This window comes from Bradyrhizobium sp. 61 (genome assembly GCF_023073075.1).
Lineage (GTDB): Bacteria > Pseudomonadota > Alphaproteobacteria > Rhizobiales > Xanthobacteraceae > Bradyrhizobium > Bradyrhizobium barranii.
The window spans coordinates 20619-40990 of sequence record NZ_JADPIU010000068.1 but is presented as its reverse complement, the minus strand read 5'-3'; the positions used below and the strand labels follow the sequence as shown (position 1 = coordinate 40990).

At 64.6% G+C, this 20372-nt stretch carries 23 protein-coding genes; 15 read left to right on the top strand and 8 right to left on the bottom strand.

The genetic code is table 11. The annotated features are described in order from the left end of the window. Nucleotides 1–44 precede the first annotated feature (44 nt). The 7 genes from IVB46_RS26180 (at nucleotide 45) to IVB46_RS26150 (ending at nucleotide 5730) form a co-directional block, all read left to right on the top strand. Complete coding sequence (locus tag IVB46_RS26180; RefSeq protein WP_247315355.1) at nucleotides 45–773, top strand: alpha/beta hydrolase; 729 nt, start codon at nucleotides 45–47, stop codon at nucleotides 771–773. 33 nt (nucleotides 774–806) lie between these two features. Beyond that, nucleotides 807–1262 carry a GatB/YqeY domain-containing protein gene (locus IVB46_RS26175; protein WP_247315353.1) on the top strand — a complete coding sequence of 152 codons (456 nt, stop codon included), beginning with the start codon at nucleotides 807–809 and terminating at the stop codon, nucleotides 1260–1262. Between the two features lie 214 nt (nucleotides 1263–1476). Continuing rightward, nucleotides 1477–2619 carry an epoxide hydrolase family protein gene (locus IVB46_RS26170; protein ID WP_247315352.1) on the top strand — a complete coding sequence of 381 codons (1143 nt, stop codon included), beginning with the start codon at nucleotides 1477–1479 and terminating at the stop codon, nucleotides 2617–2619. A gap of 124 nt (nucleotides 2620–2743) precedes the next feature. Beyond that, a complete protein-coding gene (locus tag IVB46_RS26165) occupies nucleotides 2744–4354 on the top strand; it encodes an acyl-CoA synthetase (protein WP_247315349.1) in 1611 nt (536 codons plus the stop codon). A gap of 13 nt (nucleotides 4355–4367) precedes the next feature. Continuing rightward, the gene (locus tag IVB46_RS26160; protein WP_028159428.1) at nucleotides 4368–4835 is read left to right on the top strand and encodes a MarR family transcriptional regulator; all 468 of its coding nucleotides are present in this window, start codon (nucleotides 4368–4370) and stop codon (nucleotides 4833–4835) included. Nucleotides 4836–4915: 80 nt separating this feature from the next. Continuing rightward, on the top strand, nucleotides 4916–5284 hold the full coding sequence (locus IVB46_RS26155) for a nuclear transport factor 2 family protein (protein WP_085400432.1): 369 nt from the start codon (nucleotides 4916–4918) through the stop codon (nucleotides 5282–5284). Nucleotides 5285–5286: 2 nt separating this feature from the next. After that, on the top strand, nucleotides 5287–5730 hold the full coding sequence (locus IVB46_RS26150) for a hypothetical protein (RefSeq protein ID WP_071917129.1): 444 nt from the start codon (nucleotides 5287–5289) through the stop codon (nucleotides 5728–5730). Between the two features lie 2 nt (nucleotides 5731–5732). Here IVB46_RS26150 and IVB46_RS26145 read toward each other — a convergent pair whose 3' ends face one another. Continuing rightward, entirely contained in the window at nucleotides 5733–7964 is a 2232-nt protein-coding gene (locus IVB46_RS26145) for an ATP-binding protein (protein ID WP_247315347.1), read from the bottom strand. A gap of 299 nt (nucleotides 7965–8263) precedes the next feature. On the opposite strand from IVB46_RS26145, the gene IVB46_RS26140 reads away from it, so the two are divergent. Further along, on the top strand, nucleotides 8264–9037 hold the full coding sequence (locus tag IVB46_RS26140) for a DUF2189 domain-containing protein (RefSeq protein ID WP_247315345.1): 774 nt from the start codon (nucleotides 8264–8266) through the stop codon (nucleotides 9035–9037). A gap of 28 nt (nucleotides 9038–9065) precedes the next feature. Here IVB46_RS26140 and IVB46_RS26135 read toward each other — a convergent pair whose 3' ends face one another. Both IVB46_RS26135 and IVB46_RS26130 read right to left on the bottom strand, forming a co-directional pair. Continuing rightward, entirely contained in the window at nucleotides 9066–9251 is a 186-nt protein-coding gene (locus IVB46_RS26135; protein ID WP_208084766.1) for a hypothetical protein, read from the bottom strand. Continuing rightward, the gene (locus tag IVB46_RS26130; protein WP_247315343.1) at nucleotides 9251–10057 is read right to left on the bottom strand and encodes a transglutaminase family protein; all 807 of its coding nucleotides are present in this window, start codon (nucleotides 10055–10057) and stop codon (nucleotides 9251–9253) included. Before IVB46_RS26130 ends, IVB46_RS26135 begins: the two co-directional genes overlap by 1 nt. 394 nt (nucleotides 10058–10451) lie before the next feature. Between IVB46_RS26130 and IVB46_RS26125 the strand changes: the two genes are divergently transcribed. Then, entirely contained in the window at nucleotides 10452–10631 is a 180-nt protein-coding gene (locus IVB46_RS26125) for a hypothetical protein (protein ID WP_063985493.1), read from the top strand. A gap of 18 nt (nucleotides 10632–10649) precedes the next feature. Here the strand turns inward: IVB46_RS26125 and IVB46_RS26120 are convergent, their stop codons facing one another. The 3 genes from IVB46_RS26120 to IVB46_RS26110 are packed head-to-tail and all read right to left on the bottom strand — an operon-like array spanning nucleotide 10650 to nucleotide 11936. Then, the gene (locus IVB46_RS26120; protein ID WP_247315341.1) at nucleotides 10650–11162 is read right to left on the bottom strand and encodes an SRPBCC family protein; all 513 of its coding nucleotides are present in this window, start codon (nucleotides 11160–11162) and stop codon (nucleotides 10650–10652) included. Beyond that, the gene (locus tag IVB46_RS26115; RefSeq protein WP_014492102.1) at nucleotides 11159–11629 is read right to left on the bottom strand and encodes an SRPBCC family protein; all 471 of its coding nucleotides are present in this window, start codon (nucleotides 11627–11629) and stop codon (nucleotides 11159–11161) included. The genes IVB46_RS26120 and IVB46_RS26115 overlap by 4 nt, the downstream gene beginning before the upstream one ends. Continuing rightward, nucleotides 11622–11936 (bottom strand): helix-turn-helix domain-containing protein, encoded by a 315-nt coding sequence (locus IVB46_RS26110; protein WP_247315338.1) that lies wholly within the window; start codon nucleotides 11934–11936, stop codon nucleotides 11622–11624. The genes IVB46_RS26115 and IVB46_RS26110 overlap by 8 nt, the downstream gene beginning before the upstream one ends. A 116-nt stretch (nucleotides 11937–12052) precedes the next feature. Here IVB46_RS26110 and IVB46_RS26105 point away from each other — a divergent pair, with 116 nt between their 5' ends. From IVB46_RS26105 to IVB46_RS26090, 4 genes are all read left to right on the top strand, one after another. Further along, complete coding sequence (locus tag IVB46_RS26105; protein ID WP_247315336.1) at nucleotides 12053–13501, top strand: hypothetical protein; 1449 nt, start codon at nucleotides 12053–12055, stop codon at nucleotides 13499–13501. 2 nt (nucleotides 13502–13503) lie between these two features. Continuing rightward, the gene (locus IVB46_RS26100) at nucleotides 13504–14040 is read left to right on the top strand and encodes a hypothetical protein (RefSeq protein WP_247315333.1); all 537 of its coding nucleotides are present in this window, start codon (nucleotides 13504–13506) and stop codon (nucleotides 14038–14040) included. A 45-nt stretch (nucleotides 14041–14085) separates the two neighbouring features. Continuing rightward, nucleotides 14086–14706: a LysE family translocator gene (locus IVB46_RS26095; RefSeq protein ID WP_080586526.1), complete on the top strand. Its 621-nt coding sequence runs from the start codon at nucleotides 14086–14088 to the stop codon at nucleotides 14704–14706. An 84-nt stretch (nucleotides 14707–14790) separates the two neighbouring features. Beyond that, entirely contained in the window at nucleotides 14791–15774 is a 984-nt protein-coding gene (locus tag IVB46_RS26090; RefSeq protein WP_247315331.1) for a DUF3592 domain-containing protein, read from the top strand. Here IVB46_RS26090 and IVB46_RS26085 read toward each other — a convergent pair. Continuing rightward, nucleotides 15771–16577, bottom strand: coding sequence for an N-formylglutamate amidohydrolase (locus IVB46_RS26085; RefSeq protein ID WP_247315328.1), 807 nt, complete (start codon nucleotides 16575–16577; stop codon nucleotides 15771–15773). The genes IVB46_RS26090 and IVB46_RS26085 overlap by 4 nt on opposite strands. Before the next feature lie 206 nt (nucleotides 16578–16783). Here IVB46_RS26085 and IVB46_RS26080 point away from each other — a divergent pair, with 206 nt between their 5' ends. Continuing rightward, the gene (locus tag IVB46_RS26080; protein WP_247315326.1) at nucleotides 16784–17182 is read left to right on the top strand and encodes a gamma-glutamylcyclotransferase family protein; all 399 of its coding nucleotides are present in this window, start codon (nucleotides 16784–16786) and stop codon (nucleotides 17180–17182) included. 76 nt (nucleotides 17183–17258) lie between these two features. Here IVB46_RS26080 and IVB46_RS26075 read toward each other — a convergent pair whose 3' ends face one another. Continuing rightward, a complete protein-coding gene (locus tag IVB46_RS26075) occupies nucleotides 17259–17822 on the bottom strand; it encodes a chlorite dismutase family protein (protein ID WP_028150697.1) in 564 nt (187 codons plus the stop codon). Nucleotides 17823–18025: 203 nt separating this feature from the next. On the opposite strand from IVB46_RS26075, the gene dnaG reads away from it, so the two are divergent. Beyond that, on the top strand, nucleotides 18026–20044 hold the full coding sequence (gene dnaG, locus IVB46_RS26070; RefSeq protein ID WP_247315324.1) for a DNA primase: 2019 nt from the start codon (nucleotides 18026–18028) through the stop codon (nucleotides 20042–20044). The last annotated feature ends 328 nt before the right edge of the window (nucleotides 20045–20372 follow it).

Here is a 20372-nt window from a genome sequence, read left to right as displayed (position 1 = left end):
TGGCAGGATAATTTCCGCCAATTTCCTGGGCTCGCGAGGCAATAATGGACCAGACCACCCCGCTTCTGCTGGTTCCGGGGTTGGCCTCCTCGGCCCGGATCTACGCCCCGGTGGTCCCCGCGCTCTGGCGGTTCGGCCCGGTGATGATTGCCAACCATATCCGCGACGACAGCATGGCGGCGATCGCCCGGCGCGTGCTGGGCGAGGCCCCGCCGCGCTTCGCGCTCGCCGGCCATTCCATGGGCGGCTATATCGCGCTCGAGATCATGCGCCAGGCGCCCGAGCGGGTTTTGAAGCTCGCGCTGATCAACACCCAGGCCCGGCCCGATACACCGGAAGCGACCGCGCGCCGCCGTGGCCTGATGGAACGGGCGAGGCGCGGCGAGCTGAGCGCGGCGCGCGAGGAGATGTTTCCCGAGCTGGTGCATCCCTCGCGCCACGACGATGCCGGCATTCGGAAGCTCGTGCACGAGCAGGGCGAGGACGTCGGCGTCGAAGGCTATCTGCGGCAGCAGACCGCGATCATTGCGCGGGTGGATTCACGGCCGACGCTGGCGACGATCAAATGCCCGACGCTGGTGCTGACAGGCGATCAGGACAACACGATTCCGAACGCGTTCTCCAAGGAGATGGCTGAGGGCATAGCGGGCGCGAGACTGGTGATCCTCGAGCGTTGCGGGCATCTGCCGCAGCCGGAGCAGCCCGAGGCGACGACGCGGGCGCTGGTCGAATGGCTGGGAGCCCCGGTTGTCTCGGGGCCGCGAACGGCCTAGATCAGGCGTCGGATATTCGAAGGGATCACGATCATGCTGCGCGACGACATCAACAACGCGGTCAAGGAGGCCATGAAGGCCAAGGACGAGCGCAAGCTGTCCACCCTGCGCATGGTCAACTCGACCATCAAGAACGCCGACATCGAGGCGCGCGGCAACGGCAAGCCGCCGCTGTCGGACGCTGACCTGCTCGGCGTCTTTCAGAAGATGATCAAGCAGCGCCAGGAGTCGGTCGAGCTCTACGACAAGGGCGGCCGTGCCGAGCTCGCCGCCCAGGAGCGCGAGGAGATCGCGGTGATCTCGGCCTATCTGCCGAAGCAGATGTCGGACGACGAGGTGAAGAAGGCGATCGCGGACGCCATCGCCGAGACGGGCGCTGCCGGCATGAAGGACATGGGCAAGGTGATCGCGGTGTTGCGCGCGAAGTACGCCGGTCAGATGGATTTCGGCAAGGCCAGCGGCGTGGTGAAGGCCGCGCTGACGGGCTAGCTTCTTCCCTCTCCCCTTGCGGGAGAGAGTGCCTCGCGAAGCGAGGCGGGTGAGGGGGCTCTCCCCGCGGGCGACCCTCTCGCAGTAGTTTCCGCGGAGCGAAACCCCTCATCCGGCGCTTCGCGCCACCTTCTCCCGCAAGGGGAGAAGGGGCACCTTTGATGGCGCTGCAATCCGGTCTACTCTCTCCCGCAGAAACAATCGGGGGCAACCGATGACCGGCGCCATCAAACCGTTTCGCATCGCCATCAGCGACGACATTCTCACAGACCTCAAATCCCGCCTCGCCCGCACGCGCTGGCCGGAGGCGGAGCTGGTCGAGGACTGGAGCCAGGGCGTGCCGCTGAAATGGATTCAGGAGATCTGCGCCTACTGGGCCAACAGCTATGACTGGCGCGCCCGTGAGGCGAAGCTCAACCGCTTCGAGCAGTTCACCACCGAGATCGACGGGCTCGACGTCCACTTCATCCACGCGCGCTCGAAGGAGCCGTCGGCGCTGCCGCTGATCATCACCCATGGCTGGCCCGGCTCCATCGTCGAATTCCAGAAGGTGATCGCGCCGCTGGTCGATCCTGCCGCGCATGGCGGCAATCCTGCGGATGCATTTCATGTGGTGTGTCCGTCGCTGCCGGGCTTTGGCTTCTCCGCCAAGCCAAAGACCACCGGCTGGGGCGTTGACCGTATCGCCGCGACCTGGGCGAAGCTGATGGATCGGCTCGGTTACGCGCGCTACGGCGCGCAGGGCGGCGATTGGGGCTCGGCGGTGACGACATCGCTGGGCGCGCAGGACGCCGAGCATTGCGCCGGCATCCACATCACGCTCGCCTTCAACGCGGCGCCGAAGGTCGAGGGCGAGCCGACGGCGGAAGAGAAGCGCGCGCTCGCCGGCCTGAAGCATTATGTCGATCTCGATTCAGGCTATTCCAAGCAGCAATCGACGCGGCCGCAGACGCTCGGCTATGGCCTGACGGATTCGCCGAGCGGGCAGGCGGCCTGGATTTTGGAAAAATTCTGGGCCTGGACCGATTGCGACGGCCATCCCGAAAACATTTTTGACAAGGACGAGCTGCTCGACAACGTCATGCTCTATTGGGCAACGGAGACGGCGACCTCCTCCGCACGGCTCTACTGGGAGAGTTTTGGCAAGCGCCGCACCACGCCCAAAGTCAACGTGCCGACCGGCGTGGCCGTGTTCCCCAAGGAGATCATCACGCCGGTCAGGCGCTGGATGGAGCCGAACTTTCCCAACATCACGCACTGGAGCGAGATGGAGAAGGGCGGGCATTTCGCCGCATTCGAGCAGCCGGAGCTGTATGTTGGCGACGTCAGGAAATTCTTCCAGACGGTGCGCCGTTAGGGGATGCCTCCGCATCGTCATGCCCGGGCTTGTCCCGGGCTCCCACGCGCTTAAACTCAGGTCGAAACAAGAACGTGGATGGCCGGGACACGCCCGGCTGTGACGACGCTGCCGGGAAACGACCATGCTGACCGAAGCCGCAACCTACGACGAGCTCTATCGTAACTTCCGCTGGGACGTCCCGGCGCGCTTCAACATGGCGGAAGCGTGCTGCGACCGCCATGCCGACGGCACGGGCCGCCTCGCGCTGCTCTATGTCGACGAGAACGGCGCAACCACGCGCACCTCGTTCGACGAGGTCGCGGAGATGTCGCGCCGCTTCGCCAATGTGCTGAAGGCCGATGGGCTCGTGCGCGGCGACCGTGTCGCGGTGTTCCTGTCGCAGTCGCTGGAACTGCCGATCGCGCATATGGCCGCGTTCCGATCCGGGCTGATCTCGATCCCGCTGTTCGCGCTGTTCGGCGAGGACGCGCTGGAATTCCGCCTGTCGAATTCGCAAGCAAGAGCCATCATCACTGATGAGGCGGGCTGGGAGAAGCTCACGAAGGTCCGCGATCGGCTGCCCTATCTGCAGGACATCTATGTCACGAGCGGCGCCGTCCATGCCGGCGCAAAGCCGTTCTGGTCGGCGATCGAAACCGCGTCCGAGGACTTTGCGACCGTCGACACCTCCGCCGATGACCCCGCCCTGATCATCTACACGTCAGGCACGACAGGCAATCCGAAGGGCGCGCTGCATGCGCATCGCGTCGTGCTTGGCCACTTGCCGAATGTCGAGATGTGCCACAACTTCCTGCCGCGCCCCGGCGATCTGATGTGGACGCCGGCGGACTGGGCGTGGATCGGCGGCCTCGTCAACGGCCTGTTCGCGTTCTGGTATCACGGCATCCCCCTGGTCGGTCACCGCGCGCGAAAGTTTGAGCCGCAGGCGGCAATGGAGATGATGGCCGACCTCGGTGTCCGCAACGTCTTCCTGCCGCCGACGGCGCTGAAGCTGATGCGGCAGGCCGGCGTGAAGCATCCGGGCGTCAAGCTGCGCAGCATTTTCACTGGCGGTGAATCGCTCGGCGGCGAGCTGCTCGGCTGGGTGCGCGAGACGTTCGGCATCGATGCGCATGAGGTGTTCGGCCAAACCGAGTGCAACCTCGTGATCGGCAGCAACTCCAACCTGTTTCCGATCCGCCCGGGTTCGATGGGCAAGGCGACGCCGGGCTTCGACGTCCGCATCGTCAACGACAAGGGCGAGGAACTGCCCACGGGGCAGCGCGGCATCATCGGCGTGCGCCAGCCATGCCCGTGCACGATGCTCGAATACTGGCGCAATCCGGATGCGACGGCGAAGAAATATGCCGGCGAATTCCTGCTGACCGGCGATCTCGGTACCCGGGATGAGGACGGCTATTTCTGGTATGTCAGCCGCGAGGACGACGTCATCACCACCGCCGGCTATCGCGTCGGCCCGTCCGAGATCGAGCACACGCTGATGAAGCATCCGTCGGTGGCGATGGCGGCGGTGGTCGGCATCCCCGATCCGATCCGCACCGAATCGATCAAGGCCTGGATCGTGCTGCGTCCCGGCTTCGCGGCAAGCGACACGCTCGCGCGCGAGATCCAGGAGTTCGTGAAGGTGCAACTCGCCGCGCACGAATATCCGCGCTTCGTCGAGTTCGCGGAGACACTGCCGATGACGGCCACGGGCAAGGTGCTGCGGCGCGAGCTGCGGGCGCGAGGTTAGGCTCTTTCAGACAATGGCAAAGACGTCTCAAGCTGCGGGGCTTCACCGCGCCTCACTTCCGAAACTGCACGATCTCGATGCGGCGCTGGAGCTGATGTATTACGGCTGGCGCGGGATGACGCTGGAGGCCGATGAATATCTTGCGAAGCAGGGCCTGTCGCGTCCACACCACCGCATCCTCTACGTGGTGGCGCGCCGTCCCGATATCGCGATCGGCTCGCTGATCGAGATCCTCGGCATCTCCAAGCAAGCCCTGAACCGGCCGCTCAACCTGCTGCTGGAGCGCAAGCTCCTGACGTCGAAGCGGGCACCCGAGCAGCATCGCTCCAAGCTGCTGCGCCTGACGGAGGCCGGGCGACGCATCGAGCAAAAGGCATCGGATCACGAGCGCAAGGTCCTGCGCGAAGCGTTCGACCGTGCCGGGGCTTCGGGTGCGGCGGCATGGATGGCCGTCATGGGGGCGATCGCCGACAACAACTGACGATTCTTGAAGTCAACATAGTTGACATGAGGTGCGAGCTTTGCCACTTTCCCGGCAACGAGCCAGGGGAGGGCTCCGCCATGAGCGGACGGACAATGGATCGCGCAGCCGCCGAGCGCTTCGTCGCGGCATGGTGTGCGAGCTGGTGCCGGGTCGATATCGACGCGGTCGTCGCGCATTTCGCTGACGATGCGCAGATGCGCAGCCCTCTGGCACTATCACTGACCGGTTCTCCGGTCGTCACCGGCGCCGAGAACATCCGCGCTTATTGGCGCGAGGCTTATGGCCACATCGAAAGCGCCGACCTCAAGATCCTGAGCTGGAGCTGGGACGAGGCGATCGCGCGCGTGACGGTGTGGTGGCAGCTCGGCGACACGCGCGCCAGCGAGTTCATGGATTTCGACGATGCGGGCCGTGTGGTGCGCAGCGAAGCCTTCTACGGAAAATGATCATGCACCTTTCGGATTTCGTCCTGCTCCTCAACACACTCTGGTTCGGCGGCGCGTTCATCCAGTTCAGCGTCGCGCAGGGCAATACGCTGAAGATACTCCTGCCGCGCGAAGAGCGCAGCAATCCGATCGCGCCGACGCTGGCGGCCAGCGTGGCGTTCCTAGGCGGGATGAATCTGCCGATCGGGCTTTTATCGTTCTACCTTCTGGCCGCTCGTCCGGCTTTCTTCCAGCCGATCGAGGCGCAGCTCGCGCTGTTCCTGTTCTTTGCCGCCTGCCACTTCAGCCAGTTCGCCTATAACCTTCCGGTCCTGATGCGCGGAGGGCGCGTCGGGGTGGCCTACTGGCCCGTGCTGAAAGGTCCGATGCTCAGGATCTTCGTCATCGACGCGGCTCTGTTCGCGGCCAATCTCGGCGTGGCGCTCCGGCTGGCGTTCTCTTCCTGATTTCAGCGCGGCGACGCCGACAGGGCGGACCGCAGCATCGCGGCAAGATCCTTCCGCCGGAACGGTTTTGTCAGGATGCGGGCGTCGCCGACCCCGTCGGGCGTCTTGACGGGATTTTGGGTGTAGCCCGAGGTGAAGAGCACCTTGAGCCCGGGCCGCAAGCCGGTCGCTTGCCTGGCAAGCTCCGGTCCGAACATGCCGCCCGGCATCACGACGTCGGTGAGCAGCAGGTCGATGTCACCGGGGTGGCGCAACAATTCGAGAGCCGCGGGACCGTTCGACGCCGCGATGACGCGATAGCCGAGGGTCTTCAGCTCGCTCTCGACATAGGCCCGAACCATGTCGTCGTCCTCGACGACAAGAATGGTCTCGCTTCCGTCGGGGGCGACGATCCGTTCCGCGGGCGACGGCTGCTCGTTTAGTGGCGTCGCAAGGCGGGGAAAGAATAGCCTGACGACGCTGCCTTGTCCCGGTTCGGACTGCATCTGCACAACGCCGCCGGATTGCCGCACAAAGCCGTAGACCATGCTCAGGCCGAGACCGGTGCCCTTGCCGACCTCCTTGGTGGTGAAGAACGGCTCGAACGCCCGGCTCGCCACCTCGGCGGTCATGCCGCTGCCGGTGTCGGTCACGGCCACCATGACGTAGTCGCCCGGCCGCGGCTCGCCATTGACGTCCAGGTCGGATTCACTGAGCGAGGTGTTGCGCGCCTCGATCGTCAGCTTGCCGCCGAGCGGCATGACGTCGCGCGCGTTGAGCACGAGATTGAGCAGCGCAGTTGTCAGCTCGCCGGGATCGACGCTGGTCAGCCACACATCCGGTTCGAGCGCGAAGGTGCATTCGATGTGCTCGCCCAGGGGCCGTCGCAACAGCTGCTCCATCTCGTGAATCTTCGCGGCGATATCGATGTCTCGCGGCCTCAGGGGCTGCTTGCGCGCGAAGGCGAGCAGGCTCCGCGTCAGGTCGGAGCCGCGCTCGGCGGCGGTCGCGATGTCGTTGGCGATCCGGTGCAATTCCTTGTTGCCGGCCAGCCTGTCGGCAAGATGCTCGGAGTTGCCGAGAATGACGGTCAAGAGGTTGTTGAAATCGTGCGCCACGCCGCCGGTGAGCTGGCCCATGGCTTCCATCTTCTGGGATTGGCTGAGCTTGTGGCTGAGGTCGGCGATGGCGGCGCGTTGCTGCTCGAGCGACTCGGCGGTGCCGTTGAGCAGGGTCATCAATCCGCCCAGCTCGCCGCCCGGGTGGGGAGGCGGAATTCGCGCGCTGAGATCTCCGAGCCCAAGCTTCTTCGCCATGGTGGCGAGACGTCCGACCTGACGCCCGACGCTCACGGTGGCAAGGATCCAGACGGCCGCGAGCAGCAGCAGCGAGGCCACCGCGAGTATCGCCACATCCTCGTAGAGCCGGCGATTCGCCGCCGCGACAAGTCCGTCCTTGGACCGTCCAACCATGATGTAGAGGCCGGCATCGCGGGTCGAAGGCGAGCGCGCGGCGACAGCCCAGACCTGCGTCCTGCCGTCGCGATCGGTCACCTCCTGATACGCCTTCCGGTCGGGCGTTGCGGCGAAGCGGAGCAGGTCGGATCCCGCGATCGAGGTGCCGACCGGCTCGGTCCAGCCTCCGCGGGAGGGGGCGACCAGAACCGTTCCCTTGCTGTCGAGCAGCAGGATCTCCTTCTGGCCGAGCAGCCGCTTGTCGTGAAACTCCGCGAATTTGCGCAGGTTGAAGGAGGCGAGCAGGACCAGCTTCAGGGCGCCCGTCTCCGATCGTACCGGATAGGCGATCTGGAGCACCGATAGCCCGGTCAGCCGGCCGAATACCGGCTCGAGCGCGATGCCGCGCGACACCAGGGCCTGCTTGAAATAGGCGCGATCCCGGAGGTCGAGGGTGCGGTTGGTCCGCAGCGAATCGCAGAACAGGCTGCCGTCGGGATCGATGGTCAATATCCCGGTGAACTGTGGGTATTCCTCGCGCACTTCCGACAGGAACGCCGAGCACGCCGCCTTGTCGCGCGTGTCGAGGTCGCGTGCACGGGCGAGACCATAGTGAAGCTGGGCGGTGCCCTGAATCTTCTCGTCCAGGTCGCTCGCAATGTCGTCGGCTGTCGCGGTCAGATTGGCCAGGGCCGCGTTGATTTCGCTGCTGCGATTTTGCACGAAACGTAAGCCGACGAGGATGGCCGGCACCAGCATGGCCGCAATGACGAGTATCAGTAGCCGGGTACGCAAGCTCATCGGTCGGGCGGTCCAATTTGGTCGTCGCGCGTGCTGGTTCGAAGATGCAATCTGCGGCACCACCCTCCGCTCAGTCCATAGGCATCGCCCCGAAAAAGCCCCCGCGGGGAAAATTTCGGCCGCGCACATCACGGGTGAGGCCCCGGAAAGTACGCCCGCGAGGCTCTGTTGGGCGCGTGTCGGGCCTCCCGGGATACCGTCATCCCGCAATCAACGCGCGCGTGCGCGCAGGTCGCGAGGGCGCTAATATCGGGATCGCGCGCGACGGAGATCGTGCCGGTGACGAGGAGAGGAGCCGCATGTCGATCTCGGGCAAAGTCGATCCAGTGGTGCGTCCCGTGGTGGCGACCGACATCGCCGAGGCGCTGGTCGAGGGTTTGCGCGATTTCCAGGCGCTGCCGCTCTACGGGCTCTGCTTCGGCGCGCTCTACGCAGGCGGCGGTATCGCCATCATGCTCTGCCTCACGGCCTTCGGCATGGTCTATCTCGTCTATCCCCTTGCGGCCGGCTTTGCGCTGATCGGGCCGTTCGTGGCGATCGGTCTGTACGAGGTCAGCCGCCGCCGCGAGTGCGGCGAGCCGGTCTCCTTCGGCGCCATCTGGTCGGCGATACGCGCGCGCAGCGAGATCGGCTGGATGGCCTTCGTCACGCTGTTCGTGTTCGTGATCTGGATGTACCAGGTGCGGCTGCTCATCGCGCTGCTGCTCGGCCTGCACGCCTCGTTCTCGAGCTTGCAGGAATTCATGACGGTGGTGCTGACGACGAATGAGGGCCTGCTGTTCCTCGTCATCGGCAACGCGGTCGGTGCCGCGCTGTCGCTGATTTTGTTCTCGCTGACGGTGGTGTCGTTTCCGCTGCTGCTCGACCGCGAGGTCGATTTCGTCACCGCCATGGTGACGAGCGTACGCGCGGTGGTGACCAGCCCGCTGCCGATGATCTCGTGGGCCGCGGTGATCGTGATGCTGCTGATCGTCTCGGCGCTGCCGTACTTTCTCGGACTGGTCGTGACGCTGCCCGTGCTCGGACATGCGACATGGCACCTTTACCGGCGGTTGGTGGTGCCGGTGACGTAAAGGGGAAGCCGGACGCAACGGAAGCGAGCTATTCGCCCGTTGCCAGGCGGCGAGCGCCGGATGAGGTCAGCTCGAGTTCGCCGAGCCGCCTGATCGCATAACCCAAATTGGCCAGACGTTCGCCGTGCGCGTGCGGAATGTCGTCTTGACCCTTGCCGACCAGGGCCAAGGACGCAAACTCATCGGCGGTGAGTGCAGGGGTGCTGTCTGTCATCAGGCAACCTCGTCGGTCCATACCTTGAAATTGAGCAGGGTATTCGGACCGAAGGTCTGGACGATCGGGACGTCTGCGGCATCGCGCCCCTGCGCGATCAGCACGCGACCGATCCGCGGCGTGTTGTTGCGCGGATCGAACATGTGCCAGCTTCCACCGACGAAAGCCTCGAACCAGGCGGCGAAATCTCCAGCAGGCCACGGCTGTGGGGTGCCGATGTCGCTGAGATAGCCGGTGCAGTAACGCGCCGGAATGTTCATGCTGCGGCAGAACGCGATGGCGAGATGGGCATAGTCACGGCACACACCCTTGCCTTCGTCGTAGGCTTCCCGGGCCGTCTTGGTCGCGCGTGCGTGCTCATGGCCGAACGTGATGTGGCGATGAACAAAATCGCAGATGGCCTGGACCCGCGCCCAGCCCGGCGGCGTCTGTTCGAACAACTTCCATGCGATATCCGACAGGCGATCGGTCTCGCAGTAGCGACTGCCGAGCAGATAGACGAGCGTGTCGGCCGGCAGCGCTTCGACGGCGTGCTGAAACGCGTTCGGAAACACCGGGTCGGGCAGGCCGCTGTCGCGAACGACGCCATCGCCGGCAAGACGGAAGGCGCCGGCCGGCGCAACGATGCGGCTGCACCAATTGCCGAAGAGGTCGCGATAGGGATTGATCGCCACCGAAGGTCGGGTGGTCAGCAGGTCGGGCACGACGATATCTGAGGCGCGCGTGAAGTGCGTGCCCAACACCATGATCATAGGCGTCGGCTGCGGGAACTCGTACAGCATCTCGAACCCGACGCGGAGCTTCATACGAACTTCTTTCTCTTGGCTAAGCTCCCAACATGGCTACGAAGCGATCGAACACAAGGCATTCACGGCCTTATTCGATCGAGAGCGGCATTTGGCGCTTCAAAAGCGCGGCGCGGGCGAGAAAACGATAGCTAATTGCGGCGATTGCGCGCACGGTGCGCCAATGTCGGAAAGAGCGGTCGTCTCTGCGCACACGCTGCGTCACGACGATCCACGCGCGACTTGAAACGATTCATTCTTCGCACCGGCGGAGCCTTTTCATCGCGACGTCGTAACGGCGATCGTCGCGCCTATTGCCACTTCCCGCGGGCGAGCCGGACGCAGCAGGCGTGCCGCGGACGCCTGAAAAATTCCACAGCGATTCGATACGAGATCGAACGCCAACCGAAAGCACATGATGCAAACTCTCTCCCCACGGCACGTCAAGACAGACGAAGCGCTCCGGCTCGGCGTGGAGTCAGGCTGGTACGCGATCAAGGTCAGCGGGACCTTCGTCTCGGGCCCGCACGACTCGGAAGGGGATTGCCGTCGCAAGATCGACGAGATTCAACCGCCGGTGAAGAAGAAGCGATAACAGCGCCGATTTCGGCCGCTACGGCGTCTTGATCCCCATCGCCTTCAACGCCGCCAGCATCTGCGCTGGCGGTGTCATTTTGATCTGCGGCGCCTTGCCGGTTTCCAGCAAACTCTTCAGTCCCGACAGGATCGCGGGCCAGCCGGTGCGGCCGCCGGAGAGGATGTCGTCGCTGAGCGCGCGGTCGTGGCGTTCGCTCATGGTGAGGCGGACGGCCTCGCCGGCTTGCTCGATCTCGTAGGTGACGAGCGTGGTGCCGAGCTTTGCGACGAGGTCGGGCCAGTTGACGTTCCATGTCACCGTCAGCTTGTTCGGCGGATCGTATTCGAAGACTTCACCGGAGATGTGCTCGGAACCGTCAGGCGCGCGCACGGTGAAACTGCCGCCGAGTCTCCGTTCCATCTCCACAGCAAAGCCGAAAAAGTACTTCCTGCTGAACTCGGCCGAGGTCAGCGCTTCCCACACCTTCTCCGGCGTGGAGACGATGTAGATAGTGTAGACCGTCAGCGGTTTGAACTGATCGAGGTTCATTTTGCGTCGAATCCCTTGTTGAGGGCCGCGCGTGGAATGCCGAGCAGCTTGCCGGTCTCGAGCAGGCTCTTGAGCTGGGACAGGATCGCCGGCCAGCCGTTGGAGACGGCGCCGAGATATTTGCCGCCCTCGACGAAGCCGTCATGCAACACGGTCAAACGCACGAGCGAGCCGAACGGTTCGATCGTGAAGACGACGCGCGATATCGGCTCGCCGCGCAGCTCTTCGAACTTCTGGTGCTTGAAGCTGTAGGACAGGCGGCGCGGCGGATCGGCCTCCAGTATCTCGCCGGAATCGGTGACCTCGCCGTCGAGCGTGAGCGCGAAGGGTGAGCCGACCTTCCAGTCCGACCTGACCTCGGCGCCGAACCAGTATTGCCTGGTGAATTCGCTCGACGTCAGCGCCTCCCACAGCTTTTCCGGCGTGGTCTCGATATAGCTCACATAGACGAATTGGGGCTTACTCATCGCGCTTCTCCAACTGACGTTTCAACTCGCCGAGCGCGACGAGCTTGCCGCGCTCGAATTTCCTGATCCAGCGTTCGCCGATCTGATGGATCGGCACCGGATTGAGGTAATGCAGCTTCTCGCGGCCATGTCTGATGGTCGTGACCAGATTGGCCTCTTCGAGAATGACAAGATGCTTGGTCACGGCCTGGCGCGTCATCGCGAGGCCCTCGCAGAGTTCGTTCAGCGTCTGGCCGTTCTTGGCGTGAAGCCTGTCCAGCAGCGACCGTCGTGACGCATCGGCGAGCGCTTTGAAGACCTCATCCATGGCGGCGATAATAGGCAACCAAATGGTTGCATGTCAAGATGGTGTCTTTGGCGCCCGGAAATGGCTGTGCTAGCCTTGAAGCTCAGCCAACGCAGATTGGTTCCGGGAGAGCTTTGATGTTCCGTTGCTTCTCACTCGCTGCAGGTCTTGTCCTTTTCGCCTGCAGCACCACGGCCCAGGCACAACAGAAGCAGACCATCGGCGCGCCGCCGGAAGCGTCCAATATGAAGCTGGTCGGCACCAACGACCTGCAGGCGCGCAGCGCGTACCAGCCGACCATCCACCACCAGGGCGATCGCTGGATTGCCTATATCGGCCATCACGGCGGGACCGACGACGTGCCCGCGCCCGTCAACCCGATGACGGGGCAGGCCGAACCGAACGGAACGTCCATCGTCGACGTCACCGATCCCGCGCGTCCAAAATATCTGCGGCATCTGCCGGGCCAGGAAGGCAAGTACGAATCCGGCGGCGCGCAGATGGTACGGGTTTGCGACGGCAAGTCGCTGCCGAAGGGCGATCCCAATGCGGTCTATATGCTCCGCACCTTCGGCAGCGAGGCGCATGAGATCTGGAACGTCGCCGACACCGTAAATCCCGTGCTCGTTACCCGCATCGGCGGGCTGAAGGACACCCACAAGAGCTGGTGGGAGTGCGACACCGGCATCGCCTTTCTCGTCTCCGGCGCGCCGGACTGGCGCACGCGGCGCATGACGCAGGTCTACGACCTGAGCGATCCCGCGCATCCGCAGAAAATCCGCGACTTTGGCCTGCCCGGCCAGGAGCCCGGCTCGACCGGCGCCGTGCCGACCGAATTGCACGGGCCGATCTCGACCGGACCCGACGGCAATCGCGTGTTCTTCGGCTATGGCACCAACAAGGGCGGCATTTTGCAGATCGTCGATCGCGACAAGTTGCTGAACGGGCCGAAGGAGCCGACGCCGGACAATCTGCGCTATCCCGAGATTTCGCGCATGCCGATGTCCGCCTTCAACGGCGCGCATACGACGTTCCCGATGCTCGACATGCCGGTCACCGAATTCGCCGAGGACAAGGACGGCAAGACCCGCGACATCGTCATGATCGTCGACGAGGCGATCTTGAACGAATGCGGCGAGGCGCGGCAGATGGTGTGGTTTGCCGACGTCACCACCGAGACGCGGCCGATGATGATCTCGAGCTACACCGTGCCGGAAGCGGGCGGACAGTTCTGCCAGCGCGGCGGCCGCTTCGGCTCGCACTCCTCGAACGAGAGCATGGCGCCGGTCTATTACAAGAAGATGGCCTTCATCGCCTTCTTCAATGCCGGCGTGCGCGCGCTCGACATCCGCGATCCCTATCATCCGAAGGAGGTCGGCTATTTCATCCCCGCGATCACGCAGGCCACCGACAAGCGCTGCATTCCCGTCGAGGGCGGCGAGCGCTGCAAGGTCGCGATCCAGACCAACAATGTCGAGACGGACGATCGCGGCTACATCTACATCGTCGACCGCGCCAACACCGGCCTGCATATCCTCGAGCTGACCGGACCGGCGCGCGTGGCAGCCGGCCTGCCGAGGAACTGACGATGCGGCGCGGGGCGGCAATTGCAGCTGTGGCCATCGCGCTCGGTGTGTCCGGCGTCGGGGCCTATCGGCTGGCGCCGGCGGCGGAATCGGCGGGCTGGCGCGAAATCGCATGGCCGTTCCCGCGCGACGGCTGGCCCGCCGGCCGCGCGTTCCGCTGCGACGGGGCCTGCGCGGGCACTGAGCTTTACGTGCGCGCCAAGCGTGGCTTCTGCAATTGCGACCGCGGCGTCGCCGACGATGATGAGGTCGATCGCGTCGCCGACATCGATCTGATCAGCCCGCGCTTTGCCGCCGTCGCACCGGGCGAGGAGATGGGACTTGGCGAGATGCGCGGCCGTGCCAGGCGCTATGATCTCGATATGGCCGACGGCGTCCATCATGCCGCGATCGGCATCGCCGTCTCGCGCCGCTGCGATCTCTTCGTCGCTGCGGCCCAGGGGCGTGGCGAAGCAGGCGCCGTGCAGCGCGCCGTGCTGGCGTTCCTGGAGAGGCCGGAGATGAAGCTATGGGCGACCGCGGCGCTGGACGGACAGTGAGTGTCATGCATTAATGCGCCAAACCGCTCTCAGCGAGTCCTCCCCATGATGTCCATGCAAGCCTATTTCGCCTTCGTCGCCGCCTGCATTGCGCTGGCCTTGCTGCCGGGGCCGATCGTCACCCTCGTCGTCGCCAACGGCCTGCGTCACGGCACGCGCGCGGCGTTGACCAATGTCGCGGGGGCGCAGGCCGGGCTTGCCATCGTCATCGGCATCGTCGCAGTCGGCCTGACCTCGCTGATGGCGACCATGGGTTACTGGTTCGACTGGGTGCGCTTTGCCGGCGCCGCCTATCTGATCTGGCTCGGCATCAAGCTGATCTGGGCACCGGTTGAAGGCCTCAATGTCGACGAGCCGCCGGCGCCGCCGCGCGGCGGGTTCTTCCTGCAAGGTTTCCTTGTGCTGCTGTCGAACCCGAAAGTGCTGATCTTCTTCGGCGCCTTCATTCCGCAGTTCATGGACATGAACCGCGACCACTTCCCGCAAGTCGCGGTGCTGGGCGCAACCTTCATGGTCACCGCGGCGATGACGGATGCGCTCTACGCTCTCGCCGCGGGGCGCGCCCGAAAGTTCTTCTCGGCCCGCCGGACGCGGCTGATGTCGCGCATCTCCGGCGGCTTCATGATCGGCGGCGGTATCTGGCTGGCGCTGACACGGGCAAAATAACCTCACTCGTACCGGTTCGCGCTTGAACCCTTCGCGGCGGCGATGCGTCCAATCGGGCATTGCCGCTGACGAAGGAATTTGGCCGTGCCCGATCTGCCCTGGTTCGTCTATGCGATGCTGTTCGCACCGCTCGGGCTGTTACTGGTCGCCTCCGTTGTGAAGACCTGGCAGGTGCGCGAGGCGCGAAGCTGGCCGCAGGCATCGGGCAAGGTCGTCCGCTCGGTCGCCGAGGTGCGCGAGGTCAGGGTGTCCGACAGCGACCGCGAGGAAGGCTATCGGCTCGAGAGCCGCAATTTTGCGAACGTGACTTACGAATATCCGGTCGGCAGCCGCAAGCTGAGCTGTAACCGCATCTCGATCGGCGAGGACCTCGGCAATTTCGAGGTCGCCGAGAAGCTCGCAAAATATCCCGCCGGCAGTGTCGTCACCGTCTATTACAATCCGCGCCATCCCGATCAGGCCGTGCTCGAGCGCGACCTGCCCAAGGGATTGTGGGGCTGCCTCGGCATCGGCACGGCGATCGCGTTTGGCATCGTGTTCGGCTCGGCGTTCGGTCTCAACCAGACTTATGCCTACCTTGCGCACCACATCGGGCGGCCCGATCTCGCCGGCCTCGTCGTCGGCTTCGGCGCGTTCGGCCTCGTCATCGCGCTGATGGGGTATGGGGTGCGGCGGCAGGCGTTGAAGGCGGCGCGCTGGCCGGTGGTGCCGGGCACGATCAAGCTGTCGGGGATCGAGCAATATCACGAGGCCAGCGAGCCGGGCGAGCGCCGCGGCACCGAGATGTTCGGCAAGCGCGTGACCTACACCTATCGCTATCAGAATATCAGCTACACCAATGAATGCGCGCGCGTCGCGGCCGGGACGCAGTCCGGGTCCGACGAGATGTTGAAGAAGCTGATGTCGCGCTACAAGCACGGCGCGACCGTCGAGGTGCGCGTCAATCCCGACAACCCGGCCGAGGCAACGCTCGATACAAGCGGCCCCGTCCGCATCGCCTGGCTGCTGTGGGGTATCGCTGCGATTTTTGCTGCGCTCGCGGTGTTTGTCGCGACGCGGGGCAGCTAGTCGACCAGCCTCTCCCTGCGCAACTCCAGCTCGATCTCCGCAAAAATCCTCGCCAGCCGCTCTGCCCATTGCTGCTGGCCGGACTGATCCGCGATCAGATCCTGGCGGATCTCGATGCCGGTGTTGACGAGGCCGCGGGCTTCGCCGTGGACGGGGATAGTGTAGTCGCTGAGGTCGCTCACAGCATAGGGCTCGTTGTCGCCGACGACGAGATCGCCTTCAGTGCGCAAATGTTTCAGCAGCAGCTGCGGCAGCACGGTGTCGCGGTTATACAGCGCGGCGATGTGCCAGGGCCGGGCGACGCCGGCATAAACCGGCGTGAAGCTGTGCAGCGACACCAGCACCGTCGGCCGCGTGTCGTGCAGGCGGCGGTCGATCGCCGCATCGATGCGGCGGTGATAGGGCTCGAAGATCTCGCGCCGCCGCGCCGCGCGCTCGCCCTCGGTGATACCCTCGTTGCACGGGATCGCGGTCGCCTCGGATATCACGGGGATCGAGCTTGCAACGCCGGGTGAGCGGTTGCAGTCGATCACGAGCCGCGAATAGCGCTGCGCGATCAGATGCGCATCGAGCATTTTTGCCAGCCGCTCGGCGACGCCGGCAATGCCGATGTCCCAAGCGATGTGTCGCGTCAGCTCGCTTTCCGCGACGCCGAGGTCGCCGAGCGCGCGCGGCAAAATCCGTCCGTAATGATCCGAGGTGAGCAGGAAAGGCGATGCCCCATCCGCATTGACCTCATGCACCGGCGGAATGTCCACCGCGCCGAGCAGTTGATCGGTCGCGTCGGCCGTGTTCAAGTCCATCCTGATTGCCTATGGAAAAAGCAGCTACCGTCTGAATTGGGCAGCAATCGCTTGTAGGTCGGTCCACCCAAAATCATCATGATCGCCAGACGATGCCGTTGCCGGCGATTCATCACAAGACCAAATCTCGCTTGCCCCCGGGGACTTCGCTGGGACGAGGAAACGTGCGGCTGTCGTTTCGCTCGATTGACGGCTATAGACACCCCATGACCTCCGGTCGTCTTTTCGTCTACGGCACCCTGATGCGCGGCTTCGACCATCCGATGGCGCGGCTGCTTGCAGGACATGCGGACTTTTTGGGTGACGCGACGTGTCGCGGGCGGCTCGTTCTCGTGAAGCATTATCCCGGATTGCTGCTGTCGAACGCGGCCTCCGATGTCGTCCATGGTGAGCTTTTTCAATTGCGCGTGCCCGACGAGCTCCTGCGCGAGCTCGACATGTACGAGGCCTGCGGCGAGGGCTTTCCGGAGCCGACCGAATATCTGCGCAAGCTGATCGACGTGACGCTGCCTGATGGCACCACGGAGAAGGCCTGGACTTACGTCTACAATTGGCCCGTCATCGATCTGCCGCGCATCGAGTCCGGGCGCTTTCTCGAGCACTAGGCGCGGATGCGGACTTCACCTCTCCCGCGCAAGCGGAGCGAGGGATCGCACCTTCATCGTGGCCGGCGTTCGATCACTACGCCGACAGCACTTCCTTCACCAGGCGCACGTCGATCTCGTGCTCGACGTAGCTCCACTCCTCGGTCTGCCTCAGCATCGCCACCAGCTCCTCGAACAGCGAGGCATCGGGGGGCGCGAACTCGAACCATGTCAGGAAGTCGAAGGGACCGCCGAGATCGCGGCTGTGATAGAGCTGCCGCGCGATGGCGGGCAGGAAACGAAGAGTGCTGGCGATGTGGTGCGACTTGTCCTCGAAGATCTTGCGGCGCTCTTCCTGCGTCAGCTCCCACCACGCCTCCGATTTGCGGATCGGAATCAGCGCCGCGGAAGTGGCCTCTAACCGGCCGAGCTCGGCCTGCACCGCGGTGAGCTGCTGCTTCTCGGCGCGCTCAGTGTAGCGCGGCGTGCTCGCAACGCCGACCAGCCGCCACGCATTGCGAGAGGGCACCAGGGGCAATGAAATCGCCTCGCTGTCGGTCACCGACAGCGCCGGCACGAAGGGCAGGGGCTCGCCCACCACGGGTGAAATCGAGGTCACACGCCAGCCCCCGCTGTGGCCGCCGCGAAACATCCTGAACATGGCCTATGGAAGCGCGGAACCGGCCCGGGTTCAAGTCTTTCCGCGGTCATTCCGGGCTCGATGCTTCGCATCGCCCCGGAATGACGCCTGTGCATAGGTCGAATAACCCGGATAAGCCGGACAAACCTGACTTTTGGGCAGGCCGCGCCTATATCCGTAACCCTTCGCCCGACTCACGTTGATTCGCGCCAGACCCAGAGCCCATGCGCTTCACGCCCCAATTCCTCGACGAGCTGCGTGCCCGGCTTTCGGTATCCGAAGTCGTGGGCAAGCGCGTGAAACTGAAGAAGGCGGGGCGCGAGTGGAAGGGGCTGTCGCCGTTCCAGCAGGAGAAGACGCCGTCCTTCTACGTCAACGACCAGAAGGGCTTTTACCACGACTTCTCCTCCGGCAAGCACGGCGACATCATCACCTTCGTGATGGAAACCGACGGCCTGCCGTTCGCGGAGGCTGTGGAGCGGCTCGCCAACATGGCGGGCCTGCCGCTGCCGGCGGTGACGCCGGATGCGGCGCGGCACGAGCAGCGGCGCCGCACGCTGCATGACGTCATGGAGCTCGCCGCAAAATTCTTCGCCGAGACGCTGGCCTCGCGCGTCGGCGCCAAGGCGCGCGGCTATCTCGCCGATCGCGCGATCTCGCCGGCGACGCAGGTGCAGTTCCGCCTCGGCTATGCGCCGCCGCCACCCGAGCGCTTCGCGCTGAAAGAGCATCTCGGCAAGCTCGGCGTTTCCGTCGAGGACATGATCGAGACCGGGCTGCTCGTTGCCGGCAACGACATTCCCGTGCCCTACGATCGCTTCCGCGACCGCGTGATGTTTCCGATCACGGATCTGCGTGGCCGCGTCATCGCCTTCGGCGGGCGCGCGCTGGAGAAGGACGTTCCGGCAAAATACCTGAACTCGCCGGAGACGCCGCTCTTCCACAAGGGCGACAATCTCTACAATCACCAGACCGCGCGCAAAGCTACCCATGATGGCAGCGCGCTGATCGTGGTTGAAGGCTATGTCGACGTCATCGCCATGGTGACGGCAGGCTTTGCAGGTGCCGTGGCGCCGCTCGGCACTGCGCTGACCGAAAACCAGCTCGCGCTGCTCTGGAAGATGGCGGACGAACCGATCCTCTGCTTTGACGGCGACAGGGCCGGGCAGAAGGCGGCTTATCGTGCCGCCGACCTTGCCTTGCCATTTCTTGCGCCGGGCAAGAGCCTGCGCTTTGCGCTGCTGCCGGAAGGGCAGGACCCCGACGATCTCGCCCGCTCGGGCGGCCGCGGCGCGATCGAGGATGTCATCGCGGCGGCGAAGCCGCTTGCCGAGATGATCTGGTCGCGCGAGCTCGAAGGCGGCAACTTTGCCACGCCCGAACGCCGTGCTGCGCTCGAAGCGCGCGTCAAGGAGCTGTCCAACGGCATCCGCGACGAGGTGGTGCGGCGCTATTATCGCGACGATTTTGCCGAGCGGCTTCGGCGTACCTTCGCGCCTGAAGGCGGCCGCGGCGGCTTTGCCGGCCGGGGCAATTTCCAAGGCAATTCCGGCCGCTCCTTCCAACCCCGCAACGGGGGACAGGCGAATCGATTCGGGGGTCAGGGATTCGGCAGCCAGGGGCGGCGTGGGGCCCCCGGTCCCGCCTTTATTCCCTCCGGTCCCTACCAGGCGGCGAGCCCCCAGCTGGCGGCCAGCCCGATCATGAAGGGCCAGCGCAGCGCCATATCCCGGCGCGAAGCCCTGATCCTGCAAATCCTGATCAACCACCCCTGGCTGCTGCACGACCACCTTGAGGAGGTCGCCGCCCTGGAGCTGGCCCATCCCGAGGCCCATAAGCTCCGGGCCGGCATCATCGCCGCCTTCGCCAACGACCACCACCACTCGCCGGACCCCGGCGAGCTGGCCGAGAAGATGCGAGCCGACATCGAAAAGGGCGGATTTTCACAGCTTCTTCAAAGGGTTGAGAACGGCATCACGACCGCGGCGGTGTGGGGTGCCCGCGAGGGCGCCGCCCGGGACGACGTTCTCTCCACCTGGCACCAGCTCGTTGCCTTGCATCGGCAATACCATTCACTACTTAGAGAACTGAAGGACGCCGAGCTGGCCTTGGGGGAGGACCCCAGCGAGGCCAATTTGGCGTGGCTGCGTGACGTCAAGGCTCGGATAGGAGAAGTCGACGGTACCGAGGCCCTGATCGAGGGTTTTGGCGAGCTGTCGGGCCGGTTCCAGAAGAGCGTGTGATGAAAGAATCATGCGGACGGCCGGGACCGGAACCGCTAAAAGACTCGCCAAATCCAAGGTTTGGCGGCAAAAACAGGGTTAATCGAGGCTTAACGGTCTTGTAGCACTTTGGCCACCAGGCGGCCGCAGGCAGAACAGACGCGTCAGGAATGAATCCGCGCAATCGCTGTTGGCACTACACCTGCATCCGCTGCGACAAAGAGGCTCACGAAGCGTTAGGCAAATCCGGCGAGAGAAAAGGTCGGGGTGGCGAGAGATATCCGCGCCGCCCTTTCCGTGTCGCGATCTGACGAAGCGAGAGCGTCGAACAACAGGTTCAAGTGAATTC